General features: G+C 69.2%; 14 protein-coding genes. All 14 read right to left on the bottom strand.

The annotated features are described in order from the left end of the window. Positions 1 to 621: 621 nt before the first annotated feature. Positions 622 to 1545 carry a hypothetical protein gene (locus tag MLGJGCBP_RS49895; RefSeq protein WP_160093754.1) on the bottom strand — a complete coding sequence of 308 codons (924 nt, stop codon included), beginning with the start codon at positions 1543 to 1545 and terminating at the stop codon, positions 622 to 624. A gap of 29 nt (positions 1546 to 1574) precedes the next feature. Continuing rightward, positions 1575 to 3014, bottom strand: a complete 1440-nt coding sequence (locus MLGJGCBP_RS49890; protein WP_160093753.1) for a hypothetical protein — start codon at positions 3012 to 3014, stop codon at positions 1575 to 1577. Between the two features lies 1 nt (position 3015). Further along, complete coding sequence (locus MLGJGCBP_RS49885; RefSeq protein WP_160093752.1) at positions 3016 to 4914, bottom strand: ATP-binding protein; 1899 nt, start codon at positions 4912 to 4914, stop codon at positions 3016 to 3018. After that, complete coding sequence (locus tag MLGJGCBP_RS49880; RefSeq protein WP_160093751.1) at positions 4907 to 6388, bottom strand: hypothetical protein; 1482 nt, start codon at positions 6386 to 6388, stop codon at positions 4907 to 4909. Before MLGJGCBP_RS49880 ends, MLGJGCBP_RS49885 begins: the two co-directional genes overlap by 8 nt. 2 nt (positions 6389 to 6390) lie before the next feature. Continuing rightward, positions 6391 to 8643 (bottom strand): phage tail protein, encoded by a 2253-nt coding sequence (locus MLGJGCBP_RS49875; RefSeq protein ID WP_160093750.1) that lies wholly within the window; start codon positions 8641 to 8643, stop codon positions 6391 to 6393. Then, positions 8643 to 10865, bottom strand: a complete 2223-nt coding sequence (locus tag MLGJGCBP_RS49870; RefSeq protein ID WP_160093749.1) for a putative baseplate assembly protein — start codon at positions 10863 to 10865, stop codon at positions 8643 to 8645. Before MLGJGCBP_RS49870 ends, MLGJGCBP_RS49875 begins: the two co-directional genes overlap by 1 nt. 3 nt (positions 10866 to 10868) lie before the next feature. Beyond that, positions 10869 to 11264 carry a GPW/gp25 family protein gene (locus MLGJGCBP_RS49865; RefSeq protein WP_160093748.1) on the bottom strand — a complete coding sequence of 132 codons (396 nt, stop codon included), beginning with the start codon at positions 11262 to 11264 and terminating at the stop codon, positions 10869 to 10871. Further along, positions 11261 to 12919: a hypothetical protein gene (locus MLGJGCBP_RS49860; RefSeq protein WP_160093747.1), complete on the bottom strand. Its 1659-nt coding sequence runs from the start codon at positions 12917 to 12919 to the stop codon at positions 11261 to 11263. The genes MLGJGCBP_RS49865 and MLGJGCBP_RS49860 overlap by 4 nt, the downstream gene beginning before the upstream one ends. Further along, positions 12916 to 13602: a phage baseplate assembly protein V gene (locus tag MLGJGCBP_RS49855; RefSeq protein WP_160093746.1), complete on the bottom strand. Its 687-nt coding sequence runs from the start codon at positions 13600 to 13602 to the stop codon at positions 12916 to 12918. The genes MLGJGCBP_RS49860 and MLGJGCBP_RS49855 overlap by 4 nt, the downstream gene beginning before the upstream one ends. Continuing rightward, complete coding sequence (locus tag MLGJGCBP_RS49850) at positions 13599 to 14690, bottom strand: phage late control D family protein (protein WP_160093745.1); 1092 nt, start codon at positions 14688 to 14690, stop codon at positions 13599 to 13601. The genes MLGJGCBP_RS49855 and MLGJGCBP_RS49850 overlap by 4 nt, the downstream gene beginning before the upstream one ends. Further along, positions 14683 to 14859: a hypothetical protein gene (locus tag MLGJGCBP_RS49845; protein ID WP_160093744.1), complete on the bottom strand. Its 177-nt coding sequence runs from the start codon at positions 14857 to 14859 to the stop codon at positions 14683 to 14685. The genes MLGJGCBP_RS49850 and MLGJGCBP_RS49845 overlap by 8 nt, the downstream gene beginning before the upstream one ends. Then, positions 14859 to 16196 carry a CIS tube protein gene (locus MLGJGCBP_RS49840; RefSeq protein ID WP_160093743.1) on the bottom strand — a complete coding sequence of 446 codons (1338 nt, stop codon included), beginning with the start codon at positions 16194 to 16196 and terminating at the stop codon, positions 14859 to 14861. The genes MLGJGCBP_RS49845 and MLGJGCBP_RS49840 overlap by 1 nt, the downstream gene beginning before the upstream one ends. Continuing rightward, entirely contained in the window at positions 16193 to 16663 is a 471-nt protein-coding gene (locus MLGJGCBP_RS49835; protein ID WP_160093761.1) for a phage tail protein, read from the bottom strand. The genes MLGJGCBP_RS49840 and MLGJGCBP_RS49835 overlap by 4 nt, the downstream gene beginning before the upstream one ends. 333 nt (positions 16664 to 16996) lie before the next feature. Continuing rightward, positions 16997 to 18346, bottom strand: coding sequence for an eCIS core domain-containing protein (locus tag MLGJGCBP_RS49830; RefSeq protein ID WP_201452927.1), 1350 nt, complete (start codon positions 18344 to 18346; stop codon positions 16997 to 16999). Positions 18347 to 18563: the final 217 nt, after the last annotated feature.

The following is an 18563-nucleotide window of genomic DNA, read 5'->3' as shown; positions in this document are numbered from 1 at the left end:
GGGACCCGGGCACTGACCGGCAGCGACAACCTCAGCTCACGCACCCGGAAACGTGCCCCTTCCACCGCCAGCGACCGGTCGGTCTCCTTGGCGCAGGCATCTTCGCACAGCTGGCCGAATCGCTCCTCGTCACCGCAGAGCGCCTCAGCGGCCGCGACGGTGAGCACGTACAGCGCCCGGGGCGGCACACCGGTGACGGGTGCATCCGGTCTCTCCGGTGGGCACGGGCCGAACTCGGCCGTCCGTGGGGTCACGGCCACGCCGGGGTCAAACTCACCTGTCGAACGCTCGATGAGCTCGGCGACGGAGAGGTCGATCTCACCGGGTAGATGGATCACGCGACCAGACGGTGCGAGCGCCACTCCACCGTCGACCCGCACCGCGTCGCCGCCACGACGCCGAACATCGAAGCCGTGCACAATGCCGTACCCGACAGCCTGGTTGGAGAGGGCAACAAGCGATCGGACGTACTCCTGGTCGAGCCGGAAGCCCTCCGCGCGAAGGAATTTCCCGTCGAAGTACCAGAGCCGAGTCAGCACCGACGATGGGTCGATCACGCTGATGCCAGGGTGCGCTCCGAGCAGCTCCATCGGGCCACTGATCCTCGTATGTGTCATGTCCTCACTCCTCGTGCGGCGCGTTGGGGCCATGGCCCGTATGGCACAGCAATTCCTGGATCGTGCGCGTGCGCACGTGCGACGGCCGTACCCAGTTGTCGACCGTCGTCGCGTCGTCGTCGATCACGGCACCGTCGGCATCGAGGTGGATTTGCAGCTGTGCGAGCGGGACGCAGCCATCTCCCGTCACCGGCGACCAGCCGCTGCCGTCCTCGGGCCCGAGCCCCATGGTGTCTTCGGCTGCGAGGCGGCGGAACCACACCAGACACAATGCCGGTCTGTCGACCGGATCGGCCGCTTCAATCTCCTCGAGCGCGGTACCGACCAGATCATCGGGCTCGTCGGTCACGGGCAGCTGGCCGAAGAATTGCCGCAGCCGCGGATAATTAGGGGGCGGATCCTCGGGCACGGCACCGGCAACGATGCGAGGGAGCCCGCGTTCGACCGCTCGCGAGTAGGCGGTATCGAAGCTGGCCTCCCCGCAGGGCTCGGCGATCGACGGCACCGGACGGTCGAGGCAGCTGTCGTGGCAGAGTTCCACATGCACCGTGAAGGTGATCCCGCCGTCGGGATAGTCCTCAACTTCAAGATCTTCGGGTCTGCGCTCGTCGAACCAGCGACCGATGTCGACGCACATCACCTCGGCGACACGTAGCTCACGGCCGTGCCCGTCAATCGCCAGGCCAGGGTGCACGACGACCTCATGGCGGTCTGCCCGCACCTCGACCCGCAGGCCCCAGATGACGCCCATGCCGTGCAGCCATGCGTTGTGCAACCAGCCCTTGCCCCGGTGGTACGCCTGCTCGGTCTCCAGGTCGTCGACGCCAAGCAACATGCCGAAGTGGTAGCGGTTCGAGACGAACGGGTTGACGGGCAACGACACGTCACCGCATCGCTGCTCGCCGACGATCAGATCAGGGCTGGCCATTGGGACGTCCTCCTCCTCACCTGTGTGCTTCACAGCTCGGCGCGCGTACGGCCCGCCGGGCCGTCGCCGGCCACGTATTGGCGGCGGCGGTCGGTGTCCATTGCGCTCGCCGCGGCGTGTGTTCCGGCGCGGACCGCCTGCTGGATACCGAGGGCCCAGCGCACCCGCAGCTCGCGGTCGCGCGCGTTCAACGCGGCAGCCACGGTGTGCTCCGCGTCGTCGAGGTCCTGCACCAGCGCGGCCCGGGCCGACTGGTCGGACAGCTCCTGGAGCGTGCGGCGAGCGGATACGAAGTCGGCGAGCGCGTCCCACAGGGGCGGCGGCACTTCGACCTCCCACTCGTCGAGTGCCTGGCGGACAGCAGTGTCGTAGGCCGCCCGGGCTGCGGTCAGCGGGTTTTGGATGCTCGCGTCGGCGACGGCGGCGCGGGCGTCGATCACCGCCTTGGCCGTCTCGGGATCCCTGTCGGGGTCTTCGACAACCGCATCGAGGACGGCATCGTCGACGGCGCTCCGCGCGGTGATCCAGGCCGCGACCGCTGCGCCGAGATCCGTCTCGTGTTCGACCGCAGTGACTCCGTCGGCATTGTTGGCGGCGTCGATCGCCGCCGCCTGCACCGCCGACAGGTCTGGTGTCGCGGCGACGCTTCCCAGGACCGCCGACGCGACTGCCAGACGTCCCGCTGCTGCGGACGAGTAGGCGGCGACCGCATCCTCGGCGTCGAGCAGATTGCGCTCCCCTATCGTTACCGCTCCCGCGACCGGCGTCGCCGCGGTTTCGATTGTGTCGGCGTGCTCGATGACCGTTTCCATCGCGGCTGCTGCATCGGCGGAGACGGCCGCAGCCTCCTTGGCGCGCTGCTCGGCGCGAGTCCGCAATTCAGCGGGTAGGAGCGTGTCGAGACGATCGTTGGCGGCCGCGAAGGCAGCGCTGTCCAGGAGCGCCTGCGCATCGGCCACGATCGTGTCGAGCGGCGGCTGCGTCAGGGCGTCGCGGAGCTGCTCACCCAGGCCGGCATGCTGCTCACCCCACTGCGTTCTGCTGGCGGCCGCCTGCAGCTCGGATTCGACCCGCGCTGAGAGACTCGACAGCGCGGCAATCGTGGCCTTCGCCGCCGCAATCCGCTCACGAGCGTGGCGCAGCTGAACCCCCAACGCCGCCTCGGCGACCATGAGTTCGCGGAGCTGATCCTCGAACGTTTCCGCGTCCGCGGGATTGGCAACGGCGGCGATCTGTTCCCGCACGGTTGCCTGCCCAGACCGGACGTCGTCGAGCGCGTCACGAGCTACCGTCTCATGCTGGGCGGCACCGAGATCGCGTCCCCAGTCGGCCCAGGCAACCTCGGCGGGGGCGGCATGCTGGGTCTGCAGTTCGGTGCGTGCCGCCATGAGGGCCGAGGTCACACGGTCGGCTGCGGCGCGTAGGAGTTCCCCTTGGTCTTTGGCGCGCGCGCGGAGATCGGTTGGCATGTCACATACCTCCTGAATGGGTTCCGGTCCTAGCTCGGGGGATCCCGGGGAACGAGCGCCCAGCCTTTTGGTACTCCCGCTCGACGGCATCGAGGAGGCCCCGCTGGTCGATGCAGCGGTCGCCCGCCGCTGCCCGATATGCCGCGGCCAGCGCGGCGTTTCGGATGAGGCCGCCGGTCAGCTGGTACACGGAGGCGAGCTGGCGGAGGTCGACGTCGTCAGCGAGCGGTGCGGCCGGGGGAAGGTGGGTCTCCCACAGCCGGAGCCGCTCGGCGGGCCCGGGCTCGTCGAACTCCACGATCACGTCGAGGCGACGGACGAAGGCCTCGTCGATGTTGCCCCGAAGGTTGGTGGCGAGAACGACGAGGCCAGTGAAGCCGTCGATCTTCGCGAGCAGGTGCGCGGTTTCGAGGTTGGCCCACCGGGCCTGGGCATCGTTGCCGTCGGTGCGCTTGCCGAAGATCGCGTCCGCCTCATCGAAGAACAGCACGGACTGCGATCGCTCGGCGGCGGCGAACACCTCGCTGATGTTCTTCTCGGTCTCGCCCAGCCACTTGCTGACCAGCGTCGAAACGTCGACGACAAGCAGGTCGAGGTCCAGTGACGAGGCGACGATGTGCGCTGAGAGGGTTTTGCCGGTGCCGGGCGGTCCGGCGAAGAGCGCGTGCACCCCGCGAGAGGCTCGGGACTCGAAGCCCCAGTCATGCAGAACGCGGACTTGACCGCGGACCCGGTCGAGGATGGACCGCAACAACTCGGTGTTGTCCGGTGTGGTGACGAGCTGGTCCCAGCCGACGGTAGGACGCACGATCCGTCCGCTCGCCGGGAGGTCGCAGCCGGTACGTCGACGCGCATGGCGGACGATGTCGGCCACCGTGATCGGGCCGGCATCGGCTCGGGCCGTCACCCGCGCATCATCGACCGCGCGGCTGGCCCGCAGATGGTCGACCCGCAGCAGACTGGCCAGGTGTTCGGCGCCCCCGTTCAGCTCGGGGACGAGGCCGGTCCACATATCAATGCTCTCGCCCAGATCCCGCTCGCCGACTTCGATCACGACGACTGGACGGTCATCGAGCGGGAGGCCGGTCGACTCCTCGGCGCAGATCACGACCGGGCCGGGATGGGTGGTCAGTGGCGGCGACTGCGGTCGGCCGATGAGGACGGGGTGCGCCTCTCGGGCCACGGTGTGAACCGAGAGCAGCTCCTGAGCTTCCCCGGTAACGTCGTCGGACGACACGACGACGACCCGGGTGCCGACCGCTTCTGCCGCACCGCGCACGACGGCCGCCAGCTCGGTCGGCGGTCGCGTCGCGGCGGTGACGACGACGATGCGGCGCCCGCCGTCGAGGGCGTTCGCCAAGCGCGCCCCGTCCAGCGACGGCGATGCGACCGCGGGAATCGTTCGCCTGCGAATCTGGGCGGGCCAGTGGTCGTGGCCGCGCAGGACGCTCCACAACCCCGCGGCGAGCCGGAGCCCGGACTCCGGCAGCGGGCCGGACCCTTCGGCCACGAGAAGCCCGTGCACGTGCAACGGTCCCGCGAGGATCGCGTCCCTGAGGTGGCGTCTGCCAATCGGGCCGAGACCCAGAACCTCGGCGATCGTCGAGAACGACATCCGTGGCTCGCCGCGCGGGTGCAGAACCCTTGCCAGGTGGGTGATCGTTTCGTGCTCCTCGGGGAGCCCGACGAGCATAACCAGCTCGCGCTCGAACGCGGAGAGCCTGAACGCCGAACAGATGCGATCGAAGCCGGCGCTGTTCGCCGGCGGTTCCTCTTGCAGCGCGACGGCGATCCCGTCGGTTGCCGGTTCCATGGTCGGATCACCGGCGAGCTCGGCCAGCCGTCGGATGAGGTCGCCAAGCACCTGATGGGCCGGCTGGGACAGCGTGGCGTCAGACATAGCGGAACCTCACGACGCCGCCGAGCCACCAGACGACACCTGGGTCGAAGTCGAGGCCGGCGGCCCGGATTCGCAGATCGACATCATCGAGGGAGAAGGTCGCCTCCACCCATCCCGGCTCGGCATCGATCGTGGTCCGTCGGCGCCATACCCAGGCGAGGTCCTCGTCGTCCGAACCGAGACGGTCGCGTACCCATTGCGTCAGCCGGTGGCTCAGGTCCTCGACGGCGGCGGCCTGCGCGGACCCTAGTGGATCGTGAAGCCGCTCGGTCGCCTCACCGCGTCGGACCCCGGCGACGACCAGCGTCGCCGGGTCGTCCACGGCGGCGCCGGTTGCGGCGGCCACGACCCGCGCGAGCGCGTCCCCCGCAGTGCGCGTGGCCAAGGGTCCGTTCAGCAGCTCCATCGGCAGGTCGAGTGCCGTGATCCCGTGGATCAGGAAGAGGACACCGCCGACACGGCTGACCACCGGCTCCTCTCTGTCGGCGGCCCACCCACCCAGCCCGGGCACGGGCTCGGGCTCGGGCTCGGGCACTTCGTCCGACAGGGCGGCGCGCTGGGGTGAGACGGGGCCGGCGCCGGTCGACTCTGCTTCAACCGGCTCGGGCGGCTCGTCGCTGTCGGCAGCCGCACCACCCGGGGCCGACTCATCGTCCCGGGCCGGACGCTCCTGGATCAGCCCGTGACGGCCTCGCGACGCGCCGCCGTCGGCGACCGCCTCGATCGCGACCGGGTCCCGAGACAGGGCAGGTGCGACGCAGGCGAGCGCGAGGACCGCCAGATCTGCACGGGCCTCGTCCGATCTGGCGGCGGCCCACGCCGCACGCGGGATCAACGCGCGTGCTGCGGACACGGCCTCGAGCACGGCAGGCGTTCGCGCGACCCTCACGCCGGGCCCGGCGGCGGCCTTCGAGCTCGCTGTCCGGCCACCGAACATGCCTCGCACCGTGCGGGCGACGATGTGCCACCCAGCCGGTTGCAGCGCGACGTCGATGACGTCGACGGTCGCCATCAGCACCGACGGAGCCACCGCGGGTCTGCGGGCGAGGACCTCGGCGAGGTCGGCCGGACGCGGTCGGGCGACCCGTGGATCCAGCCCCCCGGCCTGCTGCCACGCCCATGTCCGGGTGCCGTCACCCGCGACGAGCGAGCGCACCATGTCCACAAATAGGTCGAGCTCTCGGGCGTACACCACGACCTCGTGGCCGTCAGCCAGGCGTCGCACCAGCGCATCCGCGATGGCGGCTGCCCAGGCACCTGACACCGAGTCGACTGGGCGGAGCGGATCGAGATCGACGTGCACGTTCAGCTCGGGCACGCACACGGCGTGGCTGGTCGGCATAGCGCGGCCGACGAGTGCGTTCGCGAGGCCTTTCCCGGCCACGACGCGCAGCGCCTCGTCCAGCCGCGCCGCTGTCCCGCTCTCGGTGCCGTGGTAGCGGGCGTGGAGACGATCCACTTCGACAACGGTCATCGTCAGCCCACCCTCGCGGTGGTGCCGAGGCGGCTGGCCTCGACGGCGATGCCGGTGGAGGCGCCGCCGAGGATGCCGCCACGCCCCAACAGCGTGCGGTCGAGAACCGCCGCCTCGAACGTTCCTGTCGGTCCGACGATCGACGACAGGCCAAGATGGAGTCCACTGCCGGCACGCATGCCGGCGTCGACCGTGCACAGGGTGTACGCCGTGTGGGCAGGCCGTTCGGTGTCCAGGATGTGGCGGATCGCCTCGGTCTGCTCGCCGCCGAGGGGCCGCGGAATGAGAACGGTGAATCGGTGAGCGTGGCTGGCGAACATCGACGTGCGCTCGTCGGCGGTGTCGAGCGGCTGGTCATCGAGTGAACCGACCTGCCCGCCGACGCGGAACCCCGCGCCCACGACCGACCGGCTCGACAGCGAGGGGTCGTCGCCGAGCAGCGGCCCGCCCACGCCGCGCAGCCGGAAATGCTCGACGATGATCGGCTCGACCCAGGCGCGGGTGGTGTCGGCGGCGTTGTCGCCGGCCAGGAAGATGGCAATGTAGCGAGCGAGTGCCCACATCGTCCCGCGCCGGCGATAGAGCGGGACGATCTCGGCGACGAGTCGGCGCCGCGCCGCCTCCGCCCAGCGGCCGTCGAGCACCAGCCCGACAAACGAGGCGAGCCAGTCGAGGGCCTCTGCGGGTGTCCCGAACGGGTCGAGAAGGATATCGCGGCGCTGCGACCGGACATCGAGGTCGTGGAGGAACCCGTCGAATGTGGCGAGATAGCGGTGGAGGAAGTCTGCTTGGGGCTCCTCTGTCGCGAAGACCCCGGGAAGGCGCCGTAGCAATGTGTGTGAGGTCCGCTCGACGCGCACCTCACGCACCCGCGGTGTGCGGCGTTGGTTTCCTCGCAGCCGCAGCGTCACCCACAGGTAGCGCCCGGGCGGGGCGGTGACCGGCGCCTCGAACGTCGCGAACCGGTCGACGCCGGGCCACCAGGGCGTGATCGGCGCCGGCCGACGGTGCAGCGGGGCAACGGTCGCTGCTGGATCGGTCACGATGCCGGCGGGCGGCAACGGCGGTGATGCCGTCGGCGTAGCGGGTACGCAGGCGGCGGGCTCGGGCGGCACGTGTGGCAACTCCGTCACGTACTCGTCGTCGGAAGTCCATGTCCCGGCGAGGCATGATGTCCCGTCGGGGACGCATGCCTCGAGGAACAGCCGGCCCCACTTATTCCGGGGCGTTCCGCTGTCGAGCCGGTAGGTAACGCAGAAGCCGTCGGTGTGGTAGGCGACTGGCGCGATGACGGCAAGGCGGAAACCGGCTGGGGTGTAGTAGCCGACCCGCCCGTCGCGGGTGACGACCAGGCCGTTGCCGTCGTAGCCCGACGCGTCGAGCGGGTGCGTCCGGGTCCACCCGGTCGCCGTCGGCGCCAGCCGCCGCAAGGTGGCGCGACCGTCATCGGACCGGCAGGGCGCGATGACCAACGCCCCCTCGGCGTCGACGACGATGTCCGAGGCCGGCCCGACATTGCGTACGGGGCGTTGCCCCGCGACCAGCCAGCCTTCACCTGCACCGTCGTGGAACAGCAGCACGGGCTGACCATCGGGCAGGACTGCGACCCGGGTCGGCACGGCGTCGGGCGGGAGGTCGGCCACCGTCGACGGGAGCGCTTGTTCCACTGGTCCGCGGGTGGCCGTGAGTCGCAGCAGTCCGACCGGCTCGCGCACCGCGGCGTGGACGACAGCGCCGCAGCTGGCGAGCCCCATCGGGTGCCGGGTGGAGTGTCGGCTGCTGGCGATGGCGATTCTGCGTAGCAGCCGTCGGCTCCACAGGTCCATCACTGCAATCGACCGGGACGAGCGGTCTGCGACGAACAGCCGGTCGTTCCCGTCCACCGTGATCCCCACCGCGTCGTCGAGTGGGCGAGTCGCGGGTGGGCGGAACTCAGGCCCCGGTGATTCGTCCCCCGGTTCGCCCCCGACAACGACGACGGGGCCTGGCAGCTTGACGTAGTCGAGACCTCCCGTAGTCGGGCCGACGACGAGCCGGTCGATGGCGCCGCGGCTTAACCGGTACACACGGCAGAGACGATCGACCGTCAGTCCCCGGGCGGGGCAGGCGTCACCGCCCGGGGACGGCACGAGCGGGGGGTCGGTCCAGGACAGCAGCAGCTCGCCGCGGATGCCGTCGACGGCCGTGTGCTGGTGGGTGGCGCGGACCCACTGATCACACGTGGCGACGAGCGACGCCGGGCGGCCCGCATCCATCAGCACACCTCCCGTGGTGCACGGACCGGAACGGCGGGGTGTGCGGGTGCCGCGGGGTCGATCCCCTCGGCCGGTGCCAGCGGCGCCCCCTCCACCACGGAGATCGTGGTGAGTTCGGGTACTTCCCATCGTTCGAGGTCCACCGCGCGCGAGCCCGGCTCGACCCAGGTTCCGTTGGCGTCTTCCTCGGCGAGGCGAAGGCCGAGCAGGCACGGGGAACCGGGAACGGTTCCCTGATTGAGGAACTCGACCCCCTCGACTTGCAGCGCGGCGGCCTCGAGCTCGGGCGCGAACACCCGCCGTCCGAGCGGCCAGCCCCGCCCTTCGGGTCCATAGGGTGGGAGCGGTGCAAGGTACTGACGCAGGACCAGCTCCACCCAGCGGCGCACGCTTTCGATGCCGTATCCCGGCTTGACGGAGATACCGACCGAGACGGCGATGCGCCGGTAGGTGGGCGGAATCACGTGCAGCTCGGTCGTGATCAGCCGCCGCTCATCGAGGTGCCGGCACACCGCATCGAGCATCGTCCGGTCGGGTCGCGGGGCGTTCGGGTGATCGCGGTCGCGGCGGGGCCACACGATCACCGAGACGACTCCGGCCGCCTCCACGTTCGGTGTGCGCGGATGGAACAGCCGCAGAGTCTCGGCCCGTCCGACGCCGGCGCCGGGGCTGGCTTCGGCCAGCTCCCGAAAGTCCGAGACCGTCACGGCCCGGTCGTGGCGGCGGAACTCGTCGGGAATGCGCGCCACGGCGTCGGGCAGCGGCTCGGCGTCGGCTCCACCACGGGTGGGGAGGATGTTGGTGACGGCGACACCGGCGGTGTCGGGAGCGGCAGCGATCGCACCGGGTGCGACGTCGCCGTCCGCGCCACCGCCGTAGCGGTAGCGCCGTACGCGCAGTCGCTCGCCGATCTGCCACACCCGTCCGCGCCGGCCGTCGCCGCAGCTCACCGTGCCGGCCTCGCGGTCCACGAGGAAATGCCGGTCGTCGACCGTCGATGACCGAAAATTCTCGACCTGCGTCCACGCGACCCACCGGCCGGCACCCAGCTCCTCGACGTCGAGTTCGACCTCGCCGACGACGTTCGGGTGGACGAGCCGCCGCCGCTGGTCCGGCTCGCCGGTGCCGGTCCCGAGGAACTCCGCCCTCGCCGATGACGCCTGCTCGACCCGGGACACGTTGGTGTCGAGCCATTCGATCGCCGGCAGGACCCCGCCCTTGGGTCGGTACACGCGCAGCCACGCCACCAGCAGCTGGCGGAGTTCGGGGTCCTCGACCAGCGGTGGCTGGTCGCCGGCGCCGAGGGCGTCCGGTGATGTCGGCTCGTAGACGCCGATGTCGGTGAGATCCTCGGGCAGCCGCAGGCGCACCACGCCGGGACGGGTCAGCCCGGCGGTGGTGTCGCCGACGACGTCGAGGTCCCGCCACACCGGGTCGGCGGTCGCGGGGTCGGGCGCGTCCGCGACGGGATCGGTCGTGCACACCTGCCACTGCATCGGCGGGGACGGCGGTGCCATCCCGGCGCCGGGGCACGGCGTCTGCGCTCGCACCTGCATCGACGGCACATCCGAGGCGGGGACGACGCCGACCGAGAGCGCGCCCCCGGCCATCGCGGTGAGATCCGCGCCAGGGGCCGGGCCGAGCAGCGCCACATAGAGACTGCCGTCGATGGCGTGCGCGGGATCGAGGACGTCGCCACCTGAGCGCATCGGCTCGTGCGCACCGAACGAGGTCCGGTAGGACGACACCGCCTCCCGCGACGCGCCGAGCGCGGCGGCGGACCGGGCGAGGTATTCCTCGGTGTCGGGGTCGAGGGCCACGTCGGCAGCGGCGCGGATGGCCGCCCGCGCCGACACCGGCCACACGGTCGTTTCGTCGAGGGTCTGGAACGCGACCTCGCCGGCGAGCAGCCTGGTGGACGGCGGCACCAGGGTGCCGCCGGCATCCTTGACCTCGAAGCGCACCTGTCCGGTGGATGGCATCGCCGGGCGCAGCGGAACGTGCAGCAGGTCCAGGAATGCCAGTTTGGTGGCGTCGGGGATCTGATTGAACCGGTAGAGCAGGTTCTCGCCGAGGAAGGCGAACAGCTCGATGAGCGTGATGCCCGGGTCGCTCGGGTGGTGGTCGGTCCACTCAGGCGCGTAGACGGGGATGCGGGCGATCAGCTCGTCGCGTAGCTGGGCGTAGGAGCGGTCGTCGAGCACGGGGATCTGCAGCGGCATGGCTCAGCGCTCCAGGTAGAACGGGTAGACCAGCAGCCCCTGGGTGGCATCGAATCGGTGCTGGTAGCGGATCGTCAGGTGGACGAGGGCCGGGTCCTCGCCCGGCGTCGCCGTGACGGCCGCGAGGGAGATGCGAGGCTCGTGGGTCGCCAAGGCGGCGGCGACGGTGCGCTCGAGCCGCGCCCGCGTGGCGACGGTGTTCGGCTCCATGAGGAATTGGCGGAGGCCGCAGCCGAACCTCGGTCGCATGACGCGCTCACCGGGCTCGGTCCGCAGGATGAGTTCGATGGCTTCGCGGACCTTCTCGGCGCCGGCGCGATAGGCGAGTGCGCCACGGACGACGTCGGGGCGCACCGGGAAGGCCACTCCGCGGCCCAGCCGGGTTGTCACCGCGGTCACGGGTGCACCACCTGGTCGCGTCGCACTGCGGTGGTTACCGTGATCGGTGCGGTGAAGGTCGGGGCGCCGTCGGCCGACGAACCGTAGCCCCGACGAACCGCAAGCTTCGCAAGGGGGTCGTTCGTGAACCCGGCGATAACCCGGCTGCCGAGCCTCCAGGCGGCGGGGACGGGGTCGAGCGCGGGGTCGGCCGCCGGGTCGAAGATCTCGGCGAGAACTGCGGCGAGAGCATCCTGGTCCACCCCCGTCAATACGTCGATGTCCAGTTCGGCGGTGGCCTCCAGCTCGGGTGGCTCGACGTTCAGCTCGGCCGCCAATTCACCCTCGAATTCGATCGACGGCGGAATGCAGAACTTGAGTTTGAGCATCCACCAGAGCTGGAAGACGAAGATGACGATCGGCAGGAACAGGTTCAGCACGAACAGGGCGATGATCGTGATGAGCGGGATGGAGAAGAAACAGATCTCCTTCCCGACACCGACCTTGCCCTTGGTAGGGATCTCGCCGAACTTCGAGAACTCGAGGCTGGATCCCGCTGGTGCTGACATCCGCACCGACGGCATCGCCGCGGTCGCTTCGAGCTCGGCGAAGTCGGGTAGCCGTACCTCGACCGGTCGCTGAGCGCTGCCCATCGGGTCGTAGAACGAGGCCAGCCGAAACACTTGCGTGGGGTTCGACCACACGAGTGGTCCAGGGCAGTCTCCGCAGTCCACTCGCGCGAACACCCGGACCTCGTACGTGTCGAGTTCGTTGAAGCGGCTCGTGCCGTCCGCCGTGATCTCGTCGCTCGCCGTGGGAACCGACGCGAAGTAGATCGTGCCGTCGTGGGCCGCGTGGTGGGGTTCGTCGGGGGGCGGGGTCAGCAGCCGCATCCGGTATGACCGCTCGATGAGCTCCTCCGGCTCGTCGGCGGTCGCTACCCATTCACCGAAGGCGCCTTCACCGGTAGTGATCCACGCCTCGGTACGATGTGCGACGCCGACTTGGTCAGCCCACACCCGCAGGCGCCGACGGGCGAGTTCAAGCTGCTGGTGGGCGGCGACGGTCGCCGCGCGTGGGGAGACGACTCGGTCGCGGCTGTTGGCCTTGAACGGGTGGAGAATTCGTGACCGCGCCTTTGCCGCGTCGAGCTCGAGCCTGGACCCGGCGACGGCGCGGGACTGTGTGAGTTCCGCAAGCAGCGCCGCGCCGCGTGCGCGCTCATCGGATGGCACTTCCACCCGGTGCCGGCGGACGACGAAGCCGACCTCGGAGATTGAGTCGGGATCAACCTTCGGAAAGCCTGGGCGGTCGCAGTGGATCCCGACGGCGACGAGGTAGAAGCGCTGATGCGCGGGCAGGAACAGTTTTCGGGTGTCGGAGGGAACCAGTCGACTCCGAGACAGCGACCGGAGCCGGCCGTCGTCGGCGACCAGCTCGGCCGATGGGATCGCCTTGACGGTCTGATAGACGTCGATGTCGTCATCGAAGACGACCGAGCGCTGCGGGTCACGCAGGTAGTCTGCGACGAAGTCGGTCGATACGTACTTCTGGAACACGGGTCGTACGGCGGAGGCGGCACGCTCCGGCTCGAGTCCGTCGGCGCGCTCCCAGCGGTACCAGGGCGCCACGATGCGCCAGTCGTGCCGCCGTGCCGCGGCCAGGGACGCGCTCACCAGATGTTCCCTGCGCCGGGGGTGTACATCGGCGACGCTACTCCACCGCCCTTGGCGATGAGTGTTTCGCAGACGACGATGCCGTTGAACTGGCTCACCGGCGCATCGACGGTGACCATCGCCGCCGTGACGTCGACCGTGGAGGCCGCGTCGATCGTCACGCCGCCGGCCGCGGTGAGCGTGATCCGCGCGCCGCTCGACGCCGATATCTCGATGCTCTTGCCGGCGTCGTCCAGCATCACGTCGTGACCTCCGGGAGTGGTGATCCGCACAGCGACCGCACCCGGTGTGTCGTCGAACTCCAGCCGGCTGCCCGAGCGGGTCTGGATGAGCCGCTTGTGGTTGGCATCGGTGAAACTCTCGGGGGCCAGCGCCTTGCCGTTCCACACCGCGCCCACCACGTAGGGGTGGTCGAGGTGACCGGCGAGGAATCCGACGACGACGGTGGAGTCGATTTCGGGCAGCATCTGGTAGCCCTGGTCGGCGTCGGCGTACGGGGTGACGAGCACGGCCCAGGCCTCGGGCGGGTCGCCGCCCTCGGTCGCGGCCAGCCAGTCGAACCGGACCCTGATCCGCTGCCTGTTTTCGGGATCGCCCGCAAGCGCCACAACCGTCGCCGGGTGCAGCCCGTGATGCAGCACCGAGTCGGGCCGGGGCGGCAGGTGGCTTGTCGGTACGTTCATCTCGACACCGTCGGTCGCTCGGCCCGGAACCGGGTTCGGTGGCCACGGGTGAGGTCGTAGCTGTGGTGCGCGTGGCAGACCCGGTACCCATCGCCTTCGAAGGGCTGCCCCACGCGGCGTAGGTCGAGCCGGGCGCCCGGCACGAGGTCGGGCGAGCCCGCTGTGATTCCGTCGACGGTCACGAACGCTCGGGCCCGGCGGCGCATCTCCGCCTCCGCGTAGGCGCCGGCGGCGGCGGTGCTCAGCACGTCGCGTCGCGCACGCGAGAGCCCAGGCTCGGCGAAGGCGTCCCGCACGATGTCGGGACCGGTTCGTCCACCGGCGACCTCGGCAGCAACGACATCGGGCCCCGCTGTCTCGGCGATCGCCGCGACCTGTCGGTCGTCCCACCCGCGGAACTTCACCTCCGAACGCTGGTGGGCGAGGTCGGCGCGAGTGTGCACGGAGATCAGCTCATTACCCTGCACGAGCAGCAGTTCGGCGCCTTCGCGCTGATCGCGGTCTGCGAAGTGCAGGACGTCGTCACTGTCGACCCAGACTTCGGCGTTGAGCCGCAGCGCCCGGTTGCGGATGAACGACAGGTCGGACTCCTCCCACTGTTGCACGATCGGATACGTCGGGCCGGTGGCGGCGGCAGCCGCGCCGAGGCCGTGGTCGGCGGCGATGTCGGCGGCGATGTCGGCGTCGGACATGTCGGTGTAGGTCGCGGTGCGCTCACGCAGTCGCAGGCGCATCAGCGCGTCCTCGGCGAACACGGTGATGTAGGGGGCGCTGCCCTCGGCGAACGACGTCTCGATCGCGGACACGGTTCCTTTGAACAGCTGCCGGTCACCGCCAGGCGGACCGAGGATCACCTCGATCGCACGGCCGAGATCGATCACTCCGCCGTCGAGGTAGGACAGCCGTTCGGTGGAACCGTCGCTGTCGGGGCCGATCGCGTGGAAATGGGCAACCAGAGTCCGTAAGCCGAGCGCGCCCTCCTCGATGTCGAGCCGGAGCAGATCACGCCCGAGCGCACCCTCGGTGCGGTCGTCGACCGCGAACACCGGCGCGCGCGACGCATATGGGTGGACTGCGGTCTCAGTCATCGCCGTACCCCGTGGATGTGCGGCGACGGTCTCGCTCGAGCCTGTCGAGCATCGCGGCTAGACGTGCCCGTTCTTCCCATTCGTCGGCCTTGTCACCGGCGGCGACCGTTGCGGTGGCGGGTGATGTCGCGTCCACCTCGGAGGTGATCTGGCCGATATGGACGGTCATCACATACCTCCCCGTAGTGGGTCACAACGATGGCACCCGCAGCTCGGGCGGCGACGGTGCTGCTCGCGGTCGGCAACGTCACGGGAGGCGGTCGGGGCGAGTCGCTCCCACGGTGCGGCCCGGCCGCGGCGGCGGGACAGGCCGGAGACGTCGACGGGCGAGGTCGACCCGACGACAACGTAACTGGCGGCCTGTGATCCTGGCACGGACACCTGGTCACGCAGCGGGACGCCCCACCCGTAGGAGGTGCTGCGGCGGTCGGAGTTGGGTGGAAGTGGGGCTGGCGGGGCCGCCGTCGCCGGCTGGGTCCGGCTCGACACCGCGGTGGCGAGGGGGCGGCGGCTGACAGTTCCGGCGGTCGTCGGCATCGCTTCCGCTGCCGTGATGCCGAAGCTCGCGCGAGCGGCGTCGGCTGCCGCGGTGGCCGCGGAGGCCTTCGCCGTCTCTGCGGCAGCAGTCGGCCCGCCAGCCGAGGAGAGTGCGAATCCTTGCAGGAGCCCGGCACCGGGACCTGCACCACCGCGGATGCCCGCCGCCAAACCGAGGGACACGTCGACGGAGGCACCGATCCCGGCCTGGAACCCCGCCGACACACCGACGCCCGCCCCGACCGAGAGTGACGAGGCGAACTCCACACTGACGCCGGCCCGCAACTCGACACCGTTCGCAAGGTCGTCCAGCGCACCACCCAAGGCGCGCCACGCCTCCGGCGCGAGCCCGTTGCGGGCGAGGAAGTCTGCCGGGGTTTCCCCCGCCAGCGCCGATGCCGCCTTGTCGACGAGGCCGCCGCCGCTCGTCCCCACAGCGCCCGCTGCCGCCGGGCCGCTCTCCCCCGCCGCTGGCGGTTTGTTGTCCTTGTTGGCGCCCGGGCCGCGTTCCAATGCCTCGAACTTCGGGTCCTGCTCCTTGATCTGGACACTGACCTTCGCGCGCAAGGGTGCACCGCCGCTTGCGAACAGGCTGAGCTCCTCGGTGAGGCTCGACATCACACCGGTCAGCTCGAATGTTCCCCAGCGGAACTTCACCCGCGGCGGGGCCTGCTTGGAAGCCTCGCCGCCGGGCAACACGAACTGGGCCACCTGCGTGGTTCGGGTCCGCACATCGACCGGCCGCTCGTTGGTCCCCTCGTCTGCGGTGTCGAACTCCAGATCGAGGCTCAGCGTCGTGCTCGAGGTCCCGTTGTACTGCTGGGTTTGGCGCCCCCGGGTACTGCCGCCGTCGATGCTGTTCGACATCTGCAGCTGCATTGTTGTCGGGTTGAACTGAACCCGGACAGTGTCGGTGACCTTGCCCTGCCGGTCGAGTGCTTCGAGCACCGCCTTCTCCAACGCGCTCATGTCGTGCCCTCGAGATGCAGGCTCTCCGCGGCCAGGTGGAGTTCCTCGACGGCGATCTCGCCGCTCTTGGCGTTGAGCTGGGGGCCCACGATCTTGCTCGGGACTGCCCGGAAAAAGCGCCACACGGCCATCGTGGCCCCGGCTTGGTCCTGGACCCGGACCGAGCCGTCGTAGCGGCGGACGGGCCGCACACCCGAGACGATGTCCTGGAACCACTGCCACAGTTCAGATTCCGCGTCACCGCCCGACGCGCCGAACATTCCCCGCTTACATACGAGGGGTTGGAACTTCGCCCGCCCGATCCGGCGGGTGACGGCGTCGTTGCGGCCGCCCTCGCCAAGGTCCGCGATCTCCATCTCAACCTCGAGGCCGGTAACCTCCTGGAAGCCGCCGTCACCGAGCCGCTGCGGGCCGTCGCCGGTCACCCGATCGAATGTCACCTCGAAACGGAACGTCGTGAGTAGCATGTCGGTCACCGCTCGACCCTGGGGTACGTACTCAAGTGCACGCTTCGAGCGTCAAGGCTGCACGTCACCTCCGCGTCACCGTGTCATCCCGCTGAGACGGCGACCTCGCATGATGGCGATTAACAGATTTGGCCCGGCCATTGCCCGTGTCTTTGAAACCACACAAGCCCCGTTGGCAGCAACAACTCGTCGGCGTCTACGTCTGCAGGGGAGGAATTGGCGGCGCGATCGTGGCCAGCCAACCCCTGCATAACGGCACCTGCCGTCTAACCGACCAGCACACAACGCTGAGGTGGGACCTCGACGCTTCAGTAGAACCTCTGCTCGATGAGGTTATCTGAACGCGGCGTCGACGTCTTCCGCGGGCGCAACGATGGCACCGCTGGCGAAATAGTGAATACCGCTCCTCGGGCCTATCGCCCACGACTCAAGATTTTCTCTCGTTATGACGTCTGGAGTCGTCGAAGGGGATTCCCAATGGACTTCCGTCACCTTGCCCGACGTAATCAGAGTCATGTGATACCCGCCGTGAGCTGACATGACCCCAAACGGGAGCCTCTTCAACTTGTTGAGTCCGGTTGAATCAGCCGTCGTCGTACTCCCGGGCTCTGGTGCGTACCCGACGACAAGTTCATCGACTCGAACACCCGGATAGCCTTTCTTCTTTCCGAAGCCCTTGTAGTACGTGCCCTTCGATTTCGCGATATCGCTCGAGTACTTAGCCTCCGATCCTTTAACTCTCGAAACATCCTCGTCCTTGTAGGCGAATGTGGGGTCGGGCGCCCAGTAGATCCCTTTCCAGCCAAGTTCCGACTGTAGCGCCGCCTGAAGGTCGACTCCTGACCCGTGTCCTGCTTGTCCTCCTCGATTCTTGGTATTCGCGTGATACTTCTTCTCGACCTTCGCCCACTCAGCGCTACGTCCCTGCTGATTAAAGGTGTCGCGCAAAATCTGGAATACGATCAGAGTGCAGTCGGTCGCCTTGGCTGAACTGGTGTCGGTCGACTTTCCGCCTTTGTAGAGTCCTCGGCCAGTCTCCTTCACGGCTAAATCGTGTTCTAGGTCAACGATTTCGGTATACGCGGCTCCGACCTCGCCGAACGACTTTCCTGACCCTTGCTTTGTTACGTCTTCGAGTTCGTGTTTGCGGTTCTTCATTTTCTGAACGGCATCCTCTGAGCATCCGTACAGTCCTAACGGAGCCGGCAATATGCCGTGGTTGAGGCTCCGCCGAGTCGGCGCACCCCCGCGTGCCATTGCTGCAAACACGTGCGGTGCTACCTCGTTTGCCTCACGTTCCTCTACAGCCGACCCATGAGTGAGCAGGCGCTCGGGGCGGGGTGACTCGGCGGCGGCGCGGCGCTGCTGTGTTGCGTGAACGAGTTCATGGGCAAGAATCGCGTCGCGGATGCTCGCGGGCGCAGATATCGCTGCGCGGCCCATATAGACATCACGACCGACAGTGACGGCAGCGAGCCCAGCGTCCGCTGCCAACCGCTGGTGGTCGGGATGTTGATGCACGCGGACGTCAGACACATCGGCTCCGAGAGCAGCGGCGGCATGGTTTGCCTGCGAAGCGGGCAAGGGAACTCCGCCCCTGCTGCGATCGGTGAGCTGGGAGCGGATCTCGTGTCGACCCCGACGAGCACCCGCGCGCGCCTCTTCCCCGAGCTCAAGCTTCATCCCATTAGTGTGACGCCCATATATCACCGTGGCGTCACTGCGCATGGGCCTTGTCGATTACAGAGAGAGTGACGTAGTGGCGAGCGTGATCTCCAGGATCACGTACTCGACGGGCTCGGCCGGAGTGTGGTCATGGCACGTGTCCGCGTAGGCGACAAGCTCGCCCTGGTTCTCGACGATGCGGGCAAGATCAGACGGGTCGCGGGGATCGAGGGCA

The sequence above is a fragment of the Rhodococcus sp. T7 genome (assembly GCF_009872365.1).
Taxonomy (GTDB): domain Bacteria; phylum Actinomycetota; class Actinomycetes; order Mycobacteriales; family Mycobacteriaceae; genus Rhodococcus_F.
This window is presented reverse-complemented; position numbering and strand designations above follow the sequence as displayed.